This window comes from Pantoea sp. B9002, assembly GCF_013385945.1.
Classification (GTDB): Bacteria; Pseudomonadota; Gammaproteobacteria; order Enterobacterales; family Enterobacteriaceae; genus Pantoea.
Genome location: NZ_JACAPA010000029.1, coordinates 21,429 through 36,197, shown reverse-complemented (window position 1 = coordinate 36,197; position 14,769 = coordinate 21,429). Strand labels below are relative to the sequence as shown.

At 56.0% G+C, this 14,769-nt stretch carries 14 protein-coding genes; 4 read left to right on the top strand and 10 right to left on the bottom strand.

Features of this window, described 5'->3' with window-relative positions; translation table 11 throughout:
• Positions 1-42 precede the first annotated feature (42 nt).
• The gene (gene emrD / locus HX773_RS15415; protein WP_008109687.1) at positions 43-1,239 is read left to right on the top strand and encodes a multidrug efflux MFS transporter EmrD; all 1,197 of its coding nucleotides are present in this window, start codon (positions 43-45) and stop codon (positions 1,237-1,239) included.
• On the opposite strand, the gene glpX is transcribed toward emrD, so the two are convergent.
• From glpX to HX773_RS15400, 3 genes are all read right to left on the bottom strand, one after another.
• Positions 1,229-2,239: a class II fructose-bisphosphatase gene (gene glpX / locus HX773_RS15410; protein WP_176972241.1), complete on the bottom strand. Its 1,011-nt coding sequence runs from the start codon at positions 2,237-2,239 to the stop codon at positions 1,229-1,231. The genes emrD and glpX overlap by 11 nt on opposite strands.
• Before the next feature lie 96 nt (positions 2,240-2,335).
• Entirely contained in the window at positions 2,336-3,844 is a 1,509-nt protein-coding gene (glpK, locus tag HX773_RS15405; protein ID WP_064741490.1) for a glycerol kinase GlpK, read from the bottom strand.
• A 30-nt stretch (positions 3,845-3,874) separates the two neighbouring features.
• A complete protein-coding gene (locus tag HX773_RS15400) occupies positions 3,875-4,723 on the bottom strand; it encodes an MIP/aquaporin family protein (RefSeq protein WP_061720295.1) in 849 nt (282 codons plus the stop codon).
• Between the two features lie 421 nt (positions 4,724-5,144).
• On the opposite strand from HX773_RS15400, the gene zapB reads away from it, so the two are divergent.
• Positions 5,145-5,384 (top strand): cell division protein ZapB, encoded by a 240-nt coding sequence (gene zapB, locus HX773_RS15395; protein WP_007885384.1) that lies wholly within the window; start codon positions 5,145-5,147, stop codon positions 5,382-5,384.
• A 50-nt stretch (positions 5,385-5,434) separates the two neighbouring features.
• Here the strand turns inward: zapB and rraA are convergent, their stop codons facing one another.
• The 6 genes from rraA to priA form a co-directional block, all read right to left on the bottom strand.
• Positions 5,435-5,920 (bottom strand): ribonuclease E activity regulator RraA, encoded by a 486-nt coding sequence (rraA, locus tag HX773_RS15390; protein ID WP_061720294.1) that lies wholly within the window; start codon positions 5,918-5,920, stop codon positions 5,435-5,437.
• Between the two features lie 155 nt (positions 5,921-6,075).
• Complete coding sequence (gene hslU / locus HX773_RS15385) at positions 6,076-7,413, bottom strand: HslU--HslV peptidase ATPase subunit (protein ID WP_007885388.1); 1,338 nt, start codon at positions 7,411-7,413, stop codon at positions 6,076-6,078.
• 5 nt (positions 7,414-7,418) lie between these two features.
• Positions 7,419-7,955 (bottom strand): ATP-dependent protease subunit HslV, encoded by a 537-nt coding sequence (hslV, locus tag HX773_RS15380; RefSeq protein ID WP_008109674.1) that lies wholly within the window; start codon positions 7,953-7,955, stop codon positions 7,419-7,421.
• A gap of 89 nt (positions 7,956-8,044) precedes the next feature.
• Positions 8,045-8,956 carry a cell division protein FtsN gene (gene ftsN / locus HX773_RS15375; RefSeq protein WP_176972240.1) on the bottom strand — a complete coding sequence of 304 codons (912 nt, stop codon included), beginning with the start codon at positions 8,954-8,956 and terminating at the stop codon, positions 8,045-8,047.
• A 153-nt stretch (positions 8,957-9,109) separates the two neighbouring features.
• Positions 9,110-10,147: a DNA-binding transcriptional regulator CytR gene (cytR, locus tag HX773_RS15370; protein WP_061720292.1), complete on the bottom strand. Its 1,038-nt coding sequence runs from the start codon at positions 10,145-10,147 to the stop codon at positions 9,110-9,112.
• 166 nt (positions 10,148-10,313) lie between these two features.
• The gene (gene priA, locus HX773_RS15365; protein ID WP_176972239.1) at positions 10,314-12,512 is read right to left on the bottom strand and encodes a primosomal protein N'; all 2,199 of its coding nucleotides are present in this window, start codon (positions 12,510-12,512) and stop codon (positions 10,314-10,316) included.
• A gap of 210 nt (positions 12,513-12,722) precedes the next feature.
• Here priA and rpmE point away from each other — a divergent pair, with 210 nt between their 5' ends.
• The gene (gene rpmE / locus HX773_RS15360) at positions 12,723-12,938 is read left to right on the top strand and encodes a 50S ribosomal protein L31 (protein WP_007885402.1); all 216 of its coding nucleotides are present in this window, start codon (positions 12,723-12,725) and stop codon (positions 12,936-12,938) included.
• 77 nt (positions 12,939-13,015) lie between these two features.
• Here the strand turns inward: rpmE and metJ are convergent, their stop codons facing one another.
• Positions 13,016-13,333, bottom strand: coding sequence for a met regulon transcriptional regulator MetJ (metJ, locus tag HX773_RS15355; RefSeq protein ID WP_007885403.1), 318 nt, complete (start codon positions 13,331-13,333; stop codon positions 13,016-13,018).
• Positions 13,334-13,607: 274 nt separating this feature from the next.
• Between metJ and metB the strand changes: the two genes are divergently transcribed.
• Positions 13,608-14,768, top strand: coding sequence for a cystathionine gamma-synthase (metB, locus tag HX773_RS15350; protein WP_008109665.1), 1,161 nt, complete (start codon positions 13,608-13,610; stop codon positions 14,766-14,768).
• Position 14,769: the final 1 nt, after the last annotated feature.

Here is a 14,769-nt window from a genome sequence, read left to right as displayed (position 1 = left end):
TGTGCTGCTTATTCTTTGTTTCTCAGGCAGACATTTTGTTCCATGTTGATAAGTAAAACGCAAAATCGCTTTCTGTTATTCATGCTGATCGTGCTGGTGGCGGTTGGGCAGATGGCGCAAACCATCTATGTGCCAGCGATGGCCAACATGGCCGAAACGCTCAATGTGCGCAGCGGGGCGATCCAGCAGGTAATGGCCGCCTATCTGATGACCTACGGCGGATCGCAGTTGATCTACGGCCCGCTCTCGGACAGTTTTGGCCGCCGTCCGGTGATCCTGATTGGCATGACGATCTTTGCTGTCGGCGCGTTGATCGCCATGTTCGCGCCCTCGCTCGATATTCTGGTGCTCGGCAGCGCGGTGCAAGGTTTAGGCACCGGCGTAGCGGGCGTAATGGCGCGCACCATGCCGCGCGATCTCTACTCCGGCATCGCGCTGCGTCAGGCCAACAGCCTGCTCAATATGGGCATTCTGGTGAGTCCGCTGCTGGCGCCGGTGATTGGCGCGCTGCTGACGCATCTATTTGGCTGGCACGCCTGTTTCGCCTTCCTGCTGCTGCTGTGCGTCGGCGTCACCGCGTCGATGGCGCGCTGGCTGCCGGAAACGCGTCCTGTTGATACGCCCGCCACGCCGTTCCTGCGCCGTTATGCCACTTTGCTGAGCGACGGCAACTTTGTGCGTTACCTGCTGCTGCTGATTGGCGCGCTAGCGGGCATTGCGGTATTCGAAGCCAGCTGCGGCGTACTGATGGGCGGCGTATTGGGGCTGGATGGATTAACCGTCAGCATCCTGTTTATCCTGCCGATTCCGGCGGCGTTCTTTGGCGCCTGGTTTGCCGGACGTGAGCAGAAATCCTGGCATACGCTGATGTGGTACGGCGTGAACAGCTGCCTGTTAGCAGGATTATTGATGTGGGTTCCGGCCTGGTTTGGCGTGATGAACATCTGGACGCTGCTGGTGCCGGCTGCGCTGTTCTTCTTTGGCGCGGGCATGCTGTTTCCGCTGGCAACCTCGGGCGCGATGGAGCCGTATGCGTGGCTGGCGGGCAGCGCCGGTGCGTTGATCGGTGGTTTGCAGAACCTCGGTTCCGGCGTGGTGGCGTGGCTTTCTGCGCTGTTGCCGCAGCACGATCAATCCAGCCTTGGCATGCTGATGTTCGTGACGTCGCTGGTGATGCTGCTGTGCTGGTGGCCGCTCTCACGTCATCCGGAGAGCGGCAAGCAGGCGATTACAGGATAAATTGATGCAGCGCCGCGTCTTTGCGATCCAGATAGTGGATTGACTGGATGCGGCGAATGGTGCGTGATTTGCCGCGCACCAGCAGGGTTTCGCTGGTGGCGATGTTGCCGTTACGCGTGATGCCTTTCAGCAAATCGCCGGTGGTGATGCCGGTGGCCGCGAAGATAACGTTATCGTTACGCGCCATCTGATCCAGCTTCAGTACCTGACCCGCTTCAATGCCCATCTCGGCGCAGCGTTGCAGTTCATTCTCGCCCAGACGACGATTCTCTTCGCTGTCACCTTTCACTTCGTGACGCGCCAGCAGACGTGCCTGCATGTCGCCGTCCATCGCGCGGATTACCGCCGCCGACACCACACCTTCCGGCGCGCCGCCGATGCCGTACATCACATCCACTTCGCTATCCGGCATACAGGTAAGAATCGAGGCCGCGACATCGCCATCCGGGAAGGTGAACACGCGCACGCCGAGCTGTTGCAGCTGGGCAATCACCGCATCGTGGCGGGGCTTGGCCAGAATCGACACCGTTAACTGGCTGAGCGGTTTGCCCAATGCCAGTGCGATGTTTTTCAGGTTGATATCCAGCGGCAGATTGAGGTCGATGGCGCCACGTGCGCCCGGTCCAACAATCAGCTTTTCCATATACATATCAGGTGCGTGCAGGAAGCTGCCCTTATCACCAACCGCCAGCACCGCTAGCGCATTGGCCTGGCCCATCGCCGTCATACGCGTGCCTTCAATCGGATCGACCGCGATATCCACCGCGTCGCCACGTCCGGTACCGACTTTCTCACCGATATACAGCATCGGCGCTTCGTCGATTTCGCCTTCGCCAATCACAATCTGGCCGTCGATATCGATAGTGTTGAGCATAATGCGCATGGCGTGAACGGCTGCGCCGTCGGCCGCATTTTTATCGCCGCGTCCTAACCAGTGATAGCCCGCCAATGCGGCGGCTTCGGTCACGCGGGAAAATTCAATCGCGAGTTCTCGTTTCATGGTGGCACCTGATAAAAAACAGGCAGGCAGTTTAACACAGCGGGAAAGGGTGGCAGGGGAAAAACCCGCGGCAGGGCGCCGCGGGTCAGCAGGATTTTACTCTTCGTCTTCCCACGCTTTGGCGCGAGCGACGGCTTTCTTCCAGCCAGCGTAACGGACGTTACGTTCGGTGGTTTCGATGCTTGGGCGGAACTCACGCTCAATCACCGCTTTAGCGCGGACCTCTTCCAGGTCGCCCCAGAAGCCGACAGCCAAACCAGCCAGATATGCCGCACCCAGCGCCGTGACTTCACGCACTTCCGGACGCTCAACGCGCGTGCCGAGAATGTCGGACTGGAACTGCATCAGGAAGTTGTTGGCGACCGCACCACCATCCACGCGCAGTGATTGCAGGCGGGTGCCGGCATCGTTCTGCATCGCTTCCAGTACGTCGCGCGTCTGGTACGCAATCGACTCCAGCGTGGCACGGATGATGTGGTTCGCGTTCGCACCGCGCGTCAGACCGAAAATCGCGCCGCGTGCATACGGGTCCCAATAAGGCGCACCCAAACCGGTGAAGGCAGGCACCATATATACACCGTTGCTGTCTTTCACTTTCAACGCGAAGTATTCAGAGTCAGTAGAATCGCTGATCAGCTTCATCTCATCACGCAGCCACTGAATTGACGCACCACCGATAAACACCGCACCTTCCAGCGCATAGTTCACTTCGCCGCGTGGGCCGCAAGCGATGGTGGTCAGCAGACCGTGCGTTGAGGTTACGGCTTCGGTGCCGGTGTTCATCAGCATGAAGCAGCCGGTACCGTAAGTGTTTTTCGCCATCCCCGGTTGTACGCACAGCTGGCCATACAGCGCCGCTTGCTGGTCACCGGCGATACCCGCGATAGGAATACGCGTACCGCCTTTACCACCAATGTTGGTCTGGCCGTACACTTCTGAAGAACCTTTCACTTCTGGCAGCATTTCACGCGGGATATCGAGGATCTCCAGCATGCGCTCATCCCACTCCAGCTTGTGGATGTTGTACATCATGGTACGTGAGGCGTTGGTGTGATCGGTGACATGCACACGTCCCTGGGTCATTTTCCAAATCAGCCAGGTATCAACGGTACCGAACAGCAGTTCGCCGCGTTTTGCACGCTCACGCGCGCCTTCAACGTGGTCAAGAATCCACTTCACTTTGGTGCCGGAGAAATACGGGTTAATCACCAAACCGGTGGTGTGCTGGATGTACTCTTCCAGACCCTCTTTCTTCAGCTTGTTACAGTAATCTGCGGTGCGTGGATCCTGCCAGACGATGGCGTTGTAGATTGGCTTGCCGCTCTCTTTATCCCACACGATGGCGGTTTCGCGCTGGTTGGTGATACCAATCGCCGCGATTTGATCGGAGTTAATGTCAGCGTGTGCCAGAACTTCCACCAGCGTGGAGCTTTGTGACGCCCAGATATCCATTGGGTCATGTTCAACCCAACCCGCTTTCGGGTAGATCTGGGTAAATTCGCGCTGAGAAACCGCAACGATGTTGGCATCATGATCAAGCACCACGGCGCGTGAGCTGGTTGTGCCCTGATCGAGTGCAACTATATATTTTTTATCAGTAGTCATTGTGCTGTCCTGATGTGGTATCGATGAAACTTACGCTTTACGCTGCTGAGCGCGCGCAACCGGTTTTTCTGCTGTGCTGGCTTCCGCGACGTTAACTGGTAGATGGCGGCCAATCAGCGAACGGTAACCAAAGGCTCCGAGGCAAGCACCGACCAGCGGGCCAAAAATCGGAACCAGGAAGTAAGGAATATCTTTGCCACCGGTGAAGGCGACGTTGCCCCAACCAGCGAAGAAGGCGAACAGTTTCGGACCGAAGTCACGCGCCGGGTTGAGTGCGAAGCCGGTCAGTGGACCCATTGAGCCACCGATGACCGCCACCAGCAGACCAATCAACAGCGGAGCCAGCGGACCACGCGGCACACCGTTACCGTCATCGGTCAGCGCCATGATCACCGCCATCAACACCGCGGTAATCACCATCTCAACCAGGAACGCCTGAGCCACGCTGATGTGCGGGTTCGGATAAGTCGAGAAGATACCGGCCAGATCGAGGCTTTCAACGCTGCCGCGCACCATTTGATGGCCCGCTTCGTAATCAAAGAACAGATTGTAGTAGAGACCGTAAACCAACGCGGCAGCGCAGAACGCGCCAGCAACCTGCGCCAGAATATAGGGAACAACTTTACGACCTTCAAAATTAGCAAACAGGCACAGCGCGACGGTAACGGCTGGGTTAAGATGCGCGCCGGAAACGCCTGCGCTCAGATAGACTGCCATGGAGACGGCTAAACCCCAGATAATACAAATTTCCCACTGACCGAATGACGCACCGGCCAGTTTCAGTGCAGCAACACAGCCTGCACCAAAGAAGATAATCAAACCTGTGCCGAGAAATTCAGCGATGCACTGACCTTTTAGTGTGTTAGTTGTCTGACTCATAATGGCATTCCTGAAGCGAGGTTAAATTTTATCAGTTTTTGTTCTCATCCATGAGTCGCCCAGCTATCAATGTAGGGTTGATGTGAATTTATCGTTAACGAGCATAAACGAGAAATAGCGAAATTGAAAACTGTGTACTCCGTCATAAAAATGCGCGTTTTCGCGTCTTTTGCGTTTCTTTAAGGCCCATTCACCCCGCTTTGCTGGTCGATGCTGACGTGATCGCGCACACAGATGCGCGAAGATGCGCATTTTTTTTAGGCATAGACTGAAAAGTGTTACAGACTGCCCTCGCAGGCCTTGTGCCGCTGGACTTGCTGGGTTTGGCTACATACAATCGAGTCATCGTGGCTGAGCGCACCATAATAAGGCATGCACTAGCCCCATCAACGCCTTGCAAGATTTAGGAGAGGTCAGAAAGATGTCATTTGAAGTGTTCGAGAAACTGGAAGCGAAAGTACAGCAGGCGATTGATACCATCACTCTGCTGCAGATGGAAATTGAAGAGCTGAAAGAGCAAAACAATACGCTGAAAAACGAAGTCAGCCAGGCTTCAGGCAACCAGGATGCGCTGGTGCGTGAAAATCAGCATCTGAAAGAAGAGCAGCATGTCTGGCAGGATCGTCTGCGGGCACTGCTGGGAAAAATGGAAGAAGTTTAAGCGTCGATGCTTAAACCAACGGGTGCCGCGGCACCCGTTTTTGTTGCGGCTTACTCGATGTCGAGTGCGTCTTCAGACAGGATGATGCCGGTATTGTCGGCATACAAATGGTCGCCAGAGAAGAAGGTCACGCCGCCGAAATTCACGCGCACGTCACTTTCGCCAATGCCTTCACCCGCTGCACCCACCGGAATCGCCGCAATCGCCTGAATGCCGATTTCCAGCTCTTCGAGATCGTCAACCTGACGCACCGAGCCGTAAACCACAATGCCTTCCCACTCATTTTGCGCCGCCAGACTCGCCAGCTGAGCATCGACCAGTGCGCGACGGACCGAACCGCCGCCATCCACCAGCAATACGCGACCCCGACCGTTCTCTTCCAGCAAATCGTAGAGTAAGCCGTTATCTTCGAAACATTTCACTGTGGTGATTTGACCACCGAATGAGCTGCGCCCACCAAAGTTCGAAAAAAGCGGTTCAACAACATTCACAGCTTCGTGGTAGATGTCACAGAGTTCAGATGTATCGTATTTCATGAGGGTTTTCGTCTGTTTGCCACAGGAGCGCTAAGTATATCGCTATCTGGCGATTGTTGGCAAAATCATCAACCGCCAAAAAAAGCGTTGCATCAATATCCTGCGTAAAAAAAAAGCCCGGCACAGTGGCCGGGCAGAGATTTCGCGGGTGAAGCTTACAGAATGAAGCGGCTGAGATCTTCGTCAGCCACCAGCTCATCCAGATGCTTACCAACGTACTCGGCATCGATAGTGATCGACTCACCGTTACGATCGCTGGCGTCATAGGAGATATCTTCCATCAGACGCTCCAGCACGGTATGCAGACGACGCGCACCGATGTTCTCGGTGGTTTCGTTCACCTGCCATGCGGCTTCAGCGATACGACGCACAGCGTCATCGGTGAAGTCGATGTTGACTCCTTCGGTGCCCATCAATGCTTTGTACTGCACGGTAACCGAGGCGTTTGGCTCGGTCAGGATGCGTTCGAAGTCATTGACGGTCAGCGCCTGCAGTTCAACGCGAATCGGCAGACGGCCTTGCAGTTCTGGGATCAGATCTGACGGGCTGGCGACCTGGAACGCGCCGGAAGCGATAAACAGAATGTGGTCAGTTTTCACCATGCCGTGCTTAGTGGAAACGGTGCAACCTTCTACCAGCGGCAGCAGGTCGCGCTGTACGCCTTCGCGTGACACGTCTGGACCGCCCGCATTCTGGCCGCCGCGCTTACAGATTTTATCGATTTCGTCGATGAACACGATACCGTGCTGCTCAACCGCATCGATGGCATCCTGCTTCAGCTCTTCAGGATTCACCAGCTTGGCCGCTTCTTCTTCAATCAGCAGCTTCATGGCTTCTTTGATCTTCAGCTTACGCGGTTTCTGCTTCTGCCCACCGAGGTTCTGGAACATCGATTGCAGCTGGCTGGTCATCTCTTCCATGCCCGGAGGCGCCATGATTTCAACGCCAGCCGATGAAGCGGCCAGATCGATCTCAATCTCTTTGTCATCCAGCTGGCCTTCGCGCAGTTTCTTGCGGAAGGACTGACGCGCGGCCGATGGCTCAGCCGCTTGCTCAGCCTGGCCCCAGTTATTTTTCGCAGGTGGGATCAGCACATCAAGGATGCGCTCTTCCGCCATCTCTTCCGCGCGGTACTTATTCTTCTCGATCGCCTGGCTGCGCACCATCTTGATGGCAGAATCGGTCAGATCGCGAATAATGGAATCGACCTCTTTACCGACGTAACCGACCTCGGTGAATTTGGTGGCTTCCACTTTGATGAACGGTGCGTTCGCCAGTTTGGCTAAGCGACGGGCGATTTCGGTTTTACCGACGCCGGTTGGACCAATCATCAGGATGTTTTTTGGCGTCACTTCGTGGCGCAGCTCTTCGTCGAGCTGCATGCGGCGCCAGCGATTACGCAGGGCGATCGCGACCGCCTTCTTTGCGCCGTCCTGGCCGATGATAAAGCGGTTAAGCTCGCTGACAATCTCGCGTGGAGTCATCTCAGACATGATGTTTAGTCCTTAGCCTTAGACGGTAATGCTTCGAAGTTAATATTGTGGTTGGTGTAGATACAGATATCGCCGGCGATGTTCAGCGCTTTCTCCACGATATCGTGCGCACCAATGTCGGTGTTTTCCAGCAGCGCGCGTGCCGCTGCCTGGGCGTAAGGCCCACCAGAACCAATTGCGATCAGGTCATTTTCAGGCTGGATAACGTCGCCGTTGCCGCTGATGATTAATGAGGAGTTTTCGTCGGCCACCGCCAGCAGCGCTTCGAGGCGGCGCAGCATGCGATCGGTACGCCAATCTTTAGCCAGTTCGACCGCCGCTTTCACCAGATGACCCTGGTGCATTTCCAGCTTGCGCTCAAACAGTTCAAACAGGGTGAAGGCATCTGCGGTACCGCCAGCAAAACCGGCGATCACTTTATCGTTGTAAAGACGACGGACTTTTTTAACGTTGCCTTTCATTACGGTATTGCCGAGCGTAGCCTGGCCATCACCGCCAATCACTACCTGGCCGTTGCGTCGTACACTTACTATTGTTGTCACGGGCAGACCCCTTGTTGCAGTAGAAAAGGAACTCCGCGCACTCGGCGCGGAGTATCATGCAACCAGATATGGGGCGAGTTTGGAGGGTTTCAACCCCCAGCAGCTAGGGGAATACAACTTCCGTGGCCGGAACTGTGTAAGCGTTTGACTGTGCTGTCGGCGCTGCTGCGATCTTTGAACGGCCCGATCACCACGCGATTCCAGCCACCGCCGGTGGTAATGCGGCTCTCAAATCCTTCAAATGCCAGACCGGCGCGTACTGATTCCGCCTGATCGGTGCCTTTGAACGAACCGCACTGCACCATCCAGCGTTGTGAAGATGCTTTCTCTTCCGCTTTCGCCTTGGCCGTTTCCTGCGGTTTGGTCTGCTGTGTTGGCTCACGCGTGATCGGCGCAGCTTGCTGTTGCTGCTGCTGACGCGCGGCCTGTTGTTGCTGCAACTGTTGCTGGCGCTGCTGCTGTTGTAACTGTTGCTGCTGACGTTGCAACTGCTGCTGTTGTTGTTGCTGTACCTGCTGCTGCTGTTGCACCTGCTGACGCTGCAGCGTTTGCTGACGCTGCGCCGGGGTTTGTTCGTTCCACGGCACTTCATTCAGCTGCGTCGGCTGCTGGCGCATATCGGCCTGCATCTGCTCCAGCAGCTGGCGCTGTTCATCGGTCAGCTGAGTTTGTGATTGCACGCCACCGGCCGAAGGCTCAGTCGGCGACGGAACGGTAATTTGGCGATTTTCTAGCTCTTTGATGTACTTCCAGCGCTCTTCCGGCTTCGGCGGCAGGCCGTTACCGTTGGCTTTGTGGTTTGGAATGACCTCAATCTCTTCTTTCTTGTGATGCGAGATGAACCATAAACCACCGGCAAAGGTGACCAGCACGGCCACGGCCAATACCATCATGAGCTTTGAAGTGCCTGATCCGCCTTTGCTTTTCTTGCTGCGGCTGGCGGGTTTTTTGCGACGCGTCCCTGTTGAACGCCCGCGGCCTACATAATCTTTCTGTGCCACTTTCGTTCTGCTACCCTTCAAAAAATATGCCAATGGGCGTGTGAATGATCTGTTAACTGCCCCGGCAATGAATGCGCCATGTTACGCAAGGGCTGGAACTTTGACCAGCACAGTCTGCCTTCAGAATCCGCTGAAAATGCAGGCGTCTATACGTTATTTTTCACGTTTTGCTGCCGGTGCCGTACTGCCGCGCACACGCAGCTCCGCATCCAGCAGGCGCGAACCGTTATTCACGCGTTTACCCTGCAGCTCATCAAGTAATAGCAGCATCGCTTCACGGCCGATGGCAAAACGCGGCTGGGCCACGGTGGTCAGCGGGGGATCGTAATATTGTGCCAGTTCGATATCATCGAAGCCCACCACCGACAGATCCTGCGGAATACGCATGCCGAGTTTACGCGCCTGATTCATCGCGCCCAGCGCCATCAAATCGCTATGACAGAAAATCGCTTTCGGCGGCTGCGGCAAACTCATTAACTGCTTAAGCGCATTCGCGCCGGCTTCAAAGGTGAAGTCGCCGTGCACAATCATCGTTGGGTCGATGGCGATGCTGCTGCGACGCAGCGCCTGAATGTAGCCCTGTAAACGATACTGGCTCAGCGGAATGTGTTCTGGCCCGGTGATGCAGGCGATTTGGCGATGACCAAGCTGCAGCAGGTGATTCACCGCTTCAAAGGCGGCGGTCAGGTTATCGATATGCACCGTTGGTAATGCCATCTCCGGCGCAAATTCGTTGCCCATCACCATCGGCGGCAGGTTGCGCTGATCTTCAATGCCCGCCTCAAATGGCAGCTGTGAACCCAACAGCACCATGCCGTCGATCTGTCGCGTCAGCATTAAATTCAGGAAGGTTTTTTCCTGTTTATTCTGATGCGCGCAATCGCCAATCAGTACCAGATAACCTTCATGCGCAGCGGTGACTTCCACGCCGCGAATGATCTCACTGAAGAAGGGATCGCAGATGTCCGGCACAATCACCAGAATGGTTTGCGTTTCACCGCGTTTGGCATTGCGCGCTAAACCGTGCGGCGCATAACCCACGGCAATCACCGCTTTTTCGACCTTGAGCCGGGTAGCGGCAGAGACTTTTTCTGGATTCATCAACGCACGTGAAACCGTGGCGGTTGAAACGCCTGCTTTCTCGGCCACATCTTTCATGGTGGCGGCGGTGGAGGGTTGCTTCTGGTCCAACGTATAACTCCTGACGCGGTACAGCGCATTGATTTTCAGACATTACCGGGCTTCAACCGGGTCGGCACTATTGTTAACCCAAGGTCGCGCCGGGTTGTTACTTAATTTGCATAAAAATTGTGACTTGTGCGACTTTTTTCGATCTGGCTCGCAGTTGTGGCGCGGCTTAGCTCTCGGTGGGATCGATATCCAGCGTCCATTTCACTTTGCGCGATGCCGGTAAGGTGGCGATCAGCGGCAGCGATCCGCTCAGCAGCTGTTGCAGACGTTTGCGCGACGGATGCTGCAACAGCAGCTGCCAGCGCCAGCGTCCACTGCGCTTCGGTGCCAACGCCGGAACCGGCCCCATCAGCCACATCGCCTCATCTTTTAACGGGCTGGCTTCCAGCAAATTGCGCAGCTGTGTGAGGAATTCTGCCGCCTGTTGGTTATCCATATCCTCAGCGCGGAACAGCGCATGGCTGGTCCACGGCGGTAGCTGAACCGACTGACGCTCCAGCAGCGTTTGATCGGCAAAGGCGAAATAGCCGCGATGCAGCAAAGTTTGCAGCAATGGATGTTCCGGATGATGGGTTTGCAGCAACACTTCGCCCTGTTTACCCGCACGACCGGCGCGGCCCGCAACCTGCGTATAAAGCTGAGCGAAACGCTCGGCGGCACGGAAATCGGCCGAGAACAGCGCGCCATCGACATCCAGCAGCGACACCAGCGTGACATCCGGGAAGTGATGGCCTTTCGCCAGCATTTGCGTGCCTACCAGAATGCGCGCGCCGCCGCGATGTACATCGGCCAGATGTTGCTCCAGCGCGCCTTTACGGCTGGTGGTGTCGCGATCGATGCGCGATACCGGCACGCCGGGGAACAGCGTACCCAATTGCTGTTCAAGCTGCTCGGTGCCTACGCCGACCGGCATCAAATGCGTTGAACCACAGCTCGGGCACTGATTCGGCAGCGGACGCTGGCTGTCACAATGGTGGCAGCGCAGCTGGCGATGGTTCTGGTGCAGCGTGTAATAGCTATCGCAGCGCTGGCACTCGGCCAGCCAGCCACAATCGTGGCACATCAGCGCCGGAGAAAATCCACGGCGGTTGAGGAACAGCAGAACCTGATTGTCGGCCTGCAGGTGCTGACGCATTTTGCCGAGCAGCGCGGGTGCCAATCCACCTTTTAGCTGCTGGCCTTTAAGATCGATCAGCTGCTGTAACGCCGGTTTAGCATTGCCCGCGCGTTTGGTGAGATTGAGCTGGCGATATTTGCCGACGCGCACGTTGTGCAAGGTTTCCAGCGCCGGCGTGGCGGAACCCATCACAATCGGAATGTCTTCCTCATGCGCGCGGAACACCGCCAGATCGCGCGCCTGATAGCGCCAGCCTTCCTGCTGTTTGTATGAGCTGTCGTGCTCTTCATCAATAATGATGACGCCGGGACGCGCCAGCGGTGTGAAAAGCGCCGAGCGTGTACCGATAACAATCGCGGTTTCGCCGCTGCGTGCGCGCAGCCAGACCGCCAGGCGTTCGCTGTCATTTAGCGCCGAGTGCAGCACATCAATCGGCGCATCAAACCGCTCGCGGAAGCGGGCGATGGTTTGCGGCGTCAGGCCGATTTCCGGTACCAGCACCAAAGCCTGTTTGCCGCGTGCCAGCACGTTCTCCAGCACGCTGAGATACACCTCGGTTTTACCCGAACCGGTAATGCCGGCCAGCAGCCACGGCGCATAGTGATCGTCTTCACTGCGCATCGCGCCCACCGCCATCGCCTGATCGGTATTCAGGCGCAGGCGATCCCCTTTGACGGCAAAGCTGGTACGCCAGTCGTGCATCTGCGGCGTATGTTCACGCAGATCGCACAAGCCTTTTGCCCGCAACGCTTGCAGCGCGGCATCGGTAAAATCGTGTTCGCTGACCTGATGTCGATAGAGCGGTCGCTGACGCAGCATCGCCAGCGCTTGCTGCTGTTTCGGCGCGCGCTTCAGACTTTCCATCGCCACTTCACGGCCAGCATCATTAATCACCCACTGCCACAGCGGCGCTTCCTGCGCGGGTTTGCCCTGACGCAGCAGCACCGGCAGCGCATGGCTCAGCACCTCGCCGAGCGGCGAATGATAATAGTTGGCGGCCCAATGCAAAATGCGCCACAGGGCGGGCGAGAACAGGCTTTGATCGTCGAGCACGCTCTCTATCTGTTTGAGCTGCGTCAGCGGCAGATCGCTGCTCTCGCGCGTGCCGACCACAATGCCGATCATTTTGCGATTGCCGAACGGCACATTCACGCGTGCGCCCGCCACCGGCTGCGGCGCATCGGCAGGCAGCAAGTAATCAAACAGGCGAGGTAGCGGAACGGGCAGGGCAACCTGAACAACGGGCATCTGAATCTCTATCCGGTTCTGAATTAAGGAGAAGTAGTGTACACGGCTAATTAGGAAGCGGCTATTTGCTAAAACCGGTTAATTTCTGTATACTATGTCGCCTTCGATGAGATCACTTGTCGGAGCATACACTTAATGTTCAACCGCGTGTGGTGCTGTGCAGGCTGAGCCTGGCACGGAGAGCGACACGGCCTTTTATGAGGTTCTCCCATGAAACAAGGTATTCACCCTAAGTACGAAGCAGTAACCATGACTTGCTCTTGCGGTAACGTGATCAACACCCGTTCAACCATGGCTTCTGGTCTGAACCTGGACGTGTGCGGCAAATGCCACCCGTTCTACACTGGTAAGCAGCGTATTGCTGACACCGGTGGCCGTGTAGATCGCTTCAACAAGCGTTTCAGCGTGCCAGCAAGCAAGAAATAAGATTTTTGGCCGTCGAATCCTCGCGATTCGGCAGCAAGAAAAAACCCAGCCTCGGCTGGGTTTTTTTATTTCTGGCTTCAGTATTCCCAACTATCGGGATCGATGCCCATTTCACGCATAATCTGTTTCGCTTCTTCCGGAATCTCATCGCTGCGTTCTTTACGCAAATCGACATCGTTCGGCAGAGGCTGCCCGGTAAAAGCATGCAAAAAGGCTTCACACAGCAGTTCGCTGTTGGTGGCGTGACGCAGGTTGTTCACCTGACGGCGGGTACGCTCATCCGTTAAAATCTTCAGCACTTTCAGCGGGATAGAAACTGTAATTTTCTTAACCTGCTCGCTCTTTTTGCCATGTTCAGCGTAAGGGCTGATATATTCGCCGTTCCATTCAGCCATGGGTTACCTTAATCAATAAAAGTTGAATATGGGGAAATCCGTTGATTATGCCCGATTTTTCGATGCCTGACCCCTTAAACCGCAGGTTTTATGCTTTAGCACCGCTTCTGCAAAGGAAAGCGCGCTGAACACCAGGCGATGACGGACAATTTTAGCGGTTATTGATGATTTGCTCAATCTATACGCAAAGACATTTAGATGTCCAGATGTATTGACGTCTATGTGCGGAATGTTATCCTGTTGCTCTTCTTTTTCTTCAGGAACAGTAAGCACCATGACGCGTAAACAGGCAACCATCGCAGTACGTAGCGGTTTGAATGATGACGAGCAATATGGCTGCGTTGTCCCACCGATTCATCTCTCCAGCACCTATAACTTCCTCGACTTCAATGAGCCGCGTGCGCATGACTATTCACGTCGTGGTAACCCAACGCGCGATGTGGTTCAGCGCGCGTTGGCAGAGCTGGAAGGTGGCGCAGGCGCGGTATTGACCAATACCGGCATGTCAGCGATTCATCTGGTGACAACCGTGTTCCTGAAGCCGGGCGATCTGCTGGTGGCGCCACACGACTGTTATGGCGGCAGCTATCGTCTGTTCGATAGCCTGAGCAAGCGCGGCGCGTATCGCGTGAAGTTTGTCGATCAGGGCGACAAAGCGGCGTTGGCCGCTGCTCTGGCCGAGAAGCCAAAACTGGTGCTGGTCGAAAGCCCAAGCAATCCACTGCTGCGTGTGGTCGATATCGCCAGCATCTGCGCCGCCGCGCGTGAAGCGGGTGCCATTAGCGTGGTGGACAACACCTTCCTCAGCCCGGCGTTGCAAAACCCGCTGGCGCTGGGTGCCGATCTGGTTGTTCACTCCTGCACCAAATACCTGAATGGTCATTCAGATGTGGTGGCAGGCGCGGTGATTTCGAAAGATCCGGCGATGGCCACCGATCTGGCGTGGTGGGCGAATAATATTGGTGTAACCGGCGCGGCGTTTGATAGCTACCTGCTGCTGCGCGGTTTGCGCACGCTGTCACCGCGCATCGCCGCAGCACAACGCAATGCATTGGCGATAGTTGATTACCTGAAGCAACAACCGCTGGTGAAAAAACTGTATCATCCGTCCCTGCCGGAAAATGCCGGTCATGAGTTTGCGGTACGTCAGCAGCGTGGTTTTGGTGCCATGCTGAGTTTCGAAATCGATGCCGATGAGGCTCGCCTGCGCCGCTTCCTGAAAGCGCTGCAGCTGTTCACGCTGGCCGAATCGCTCGGCGGCGTAGAGAGTTTGATTTCGCATACCGCGACCATGACGCATGCGGGCATGTCTGCAGAAGCGCGCGCGGCAGCGGGAATTTCGGAAACGCTGCTGCGTATTTCTGTTGGGATTGAAGATCACGAAGATTTAATCGCCGATCTGGATAATGCATTCCGGATCGCAGCCGAGGAGTAAC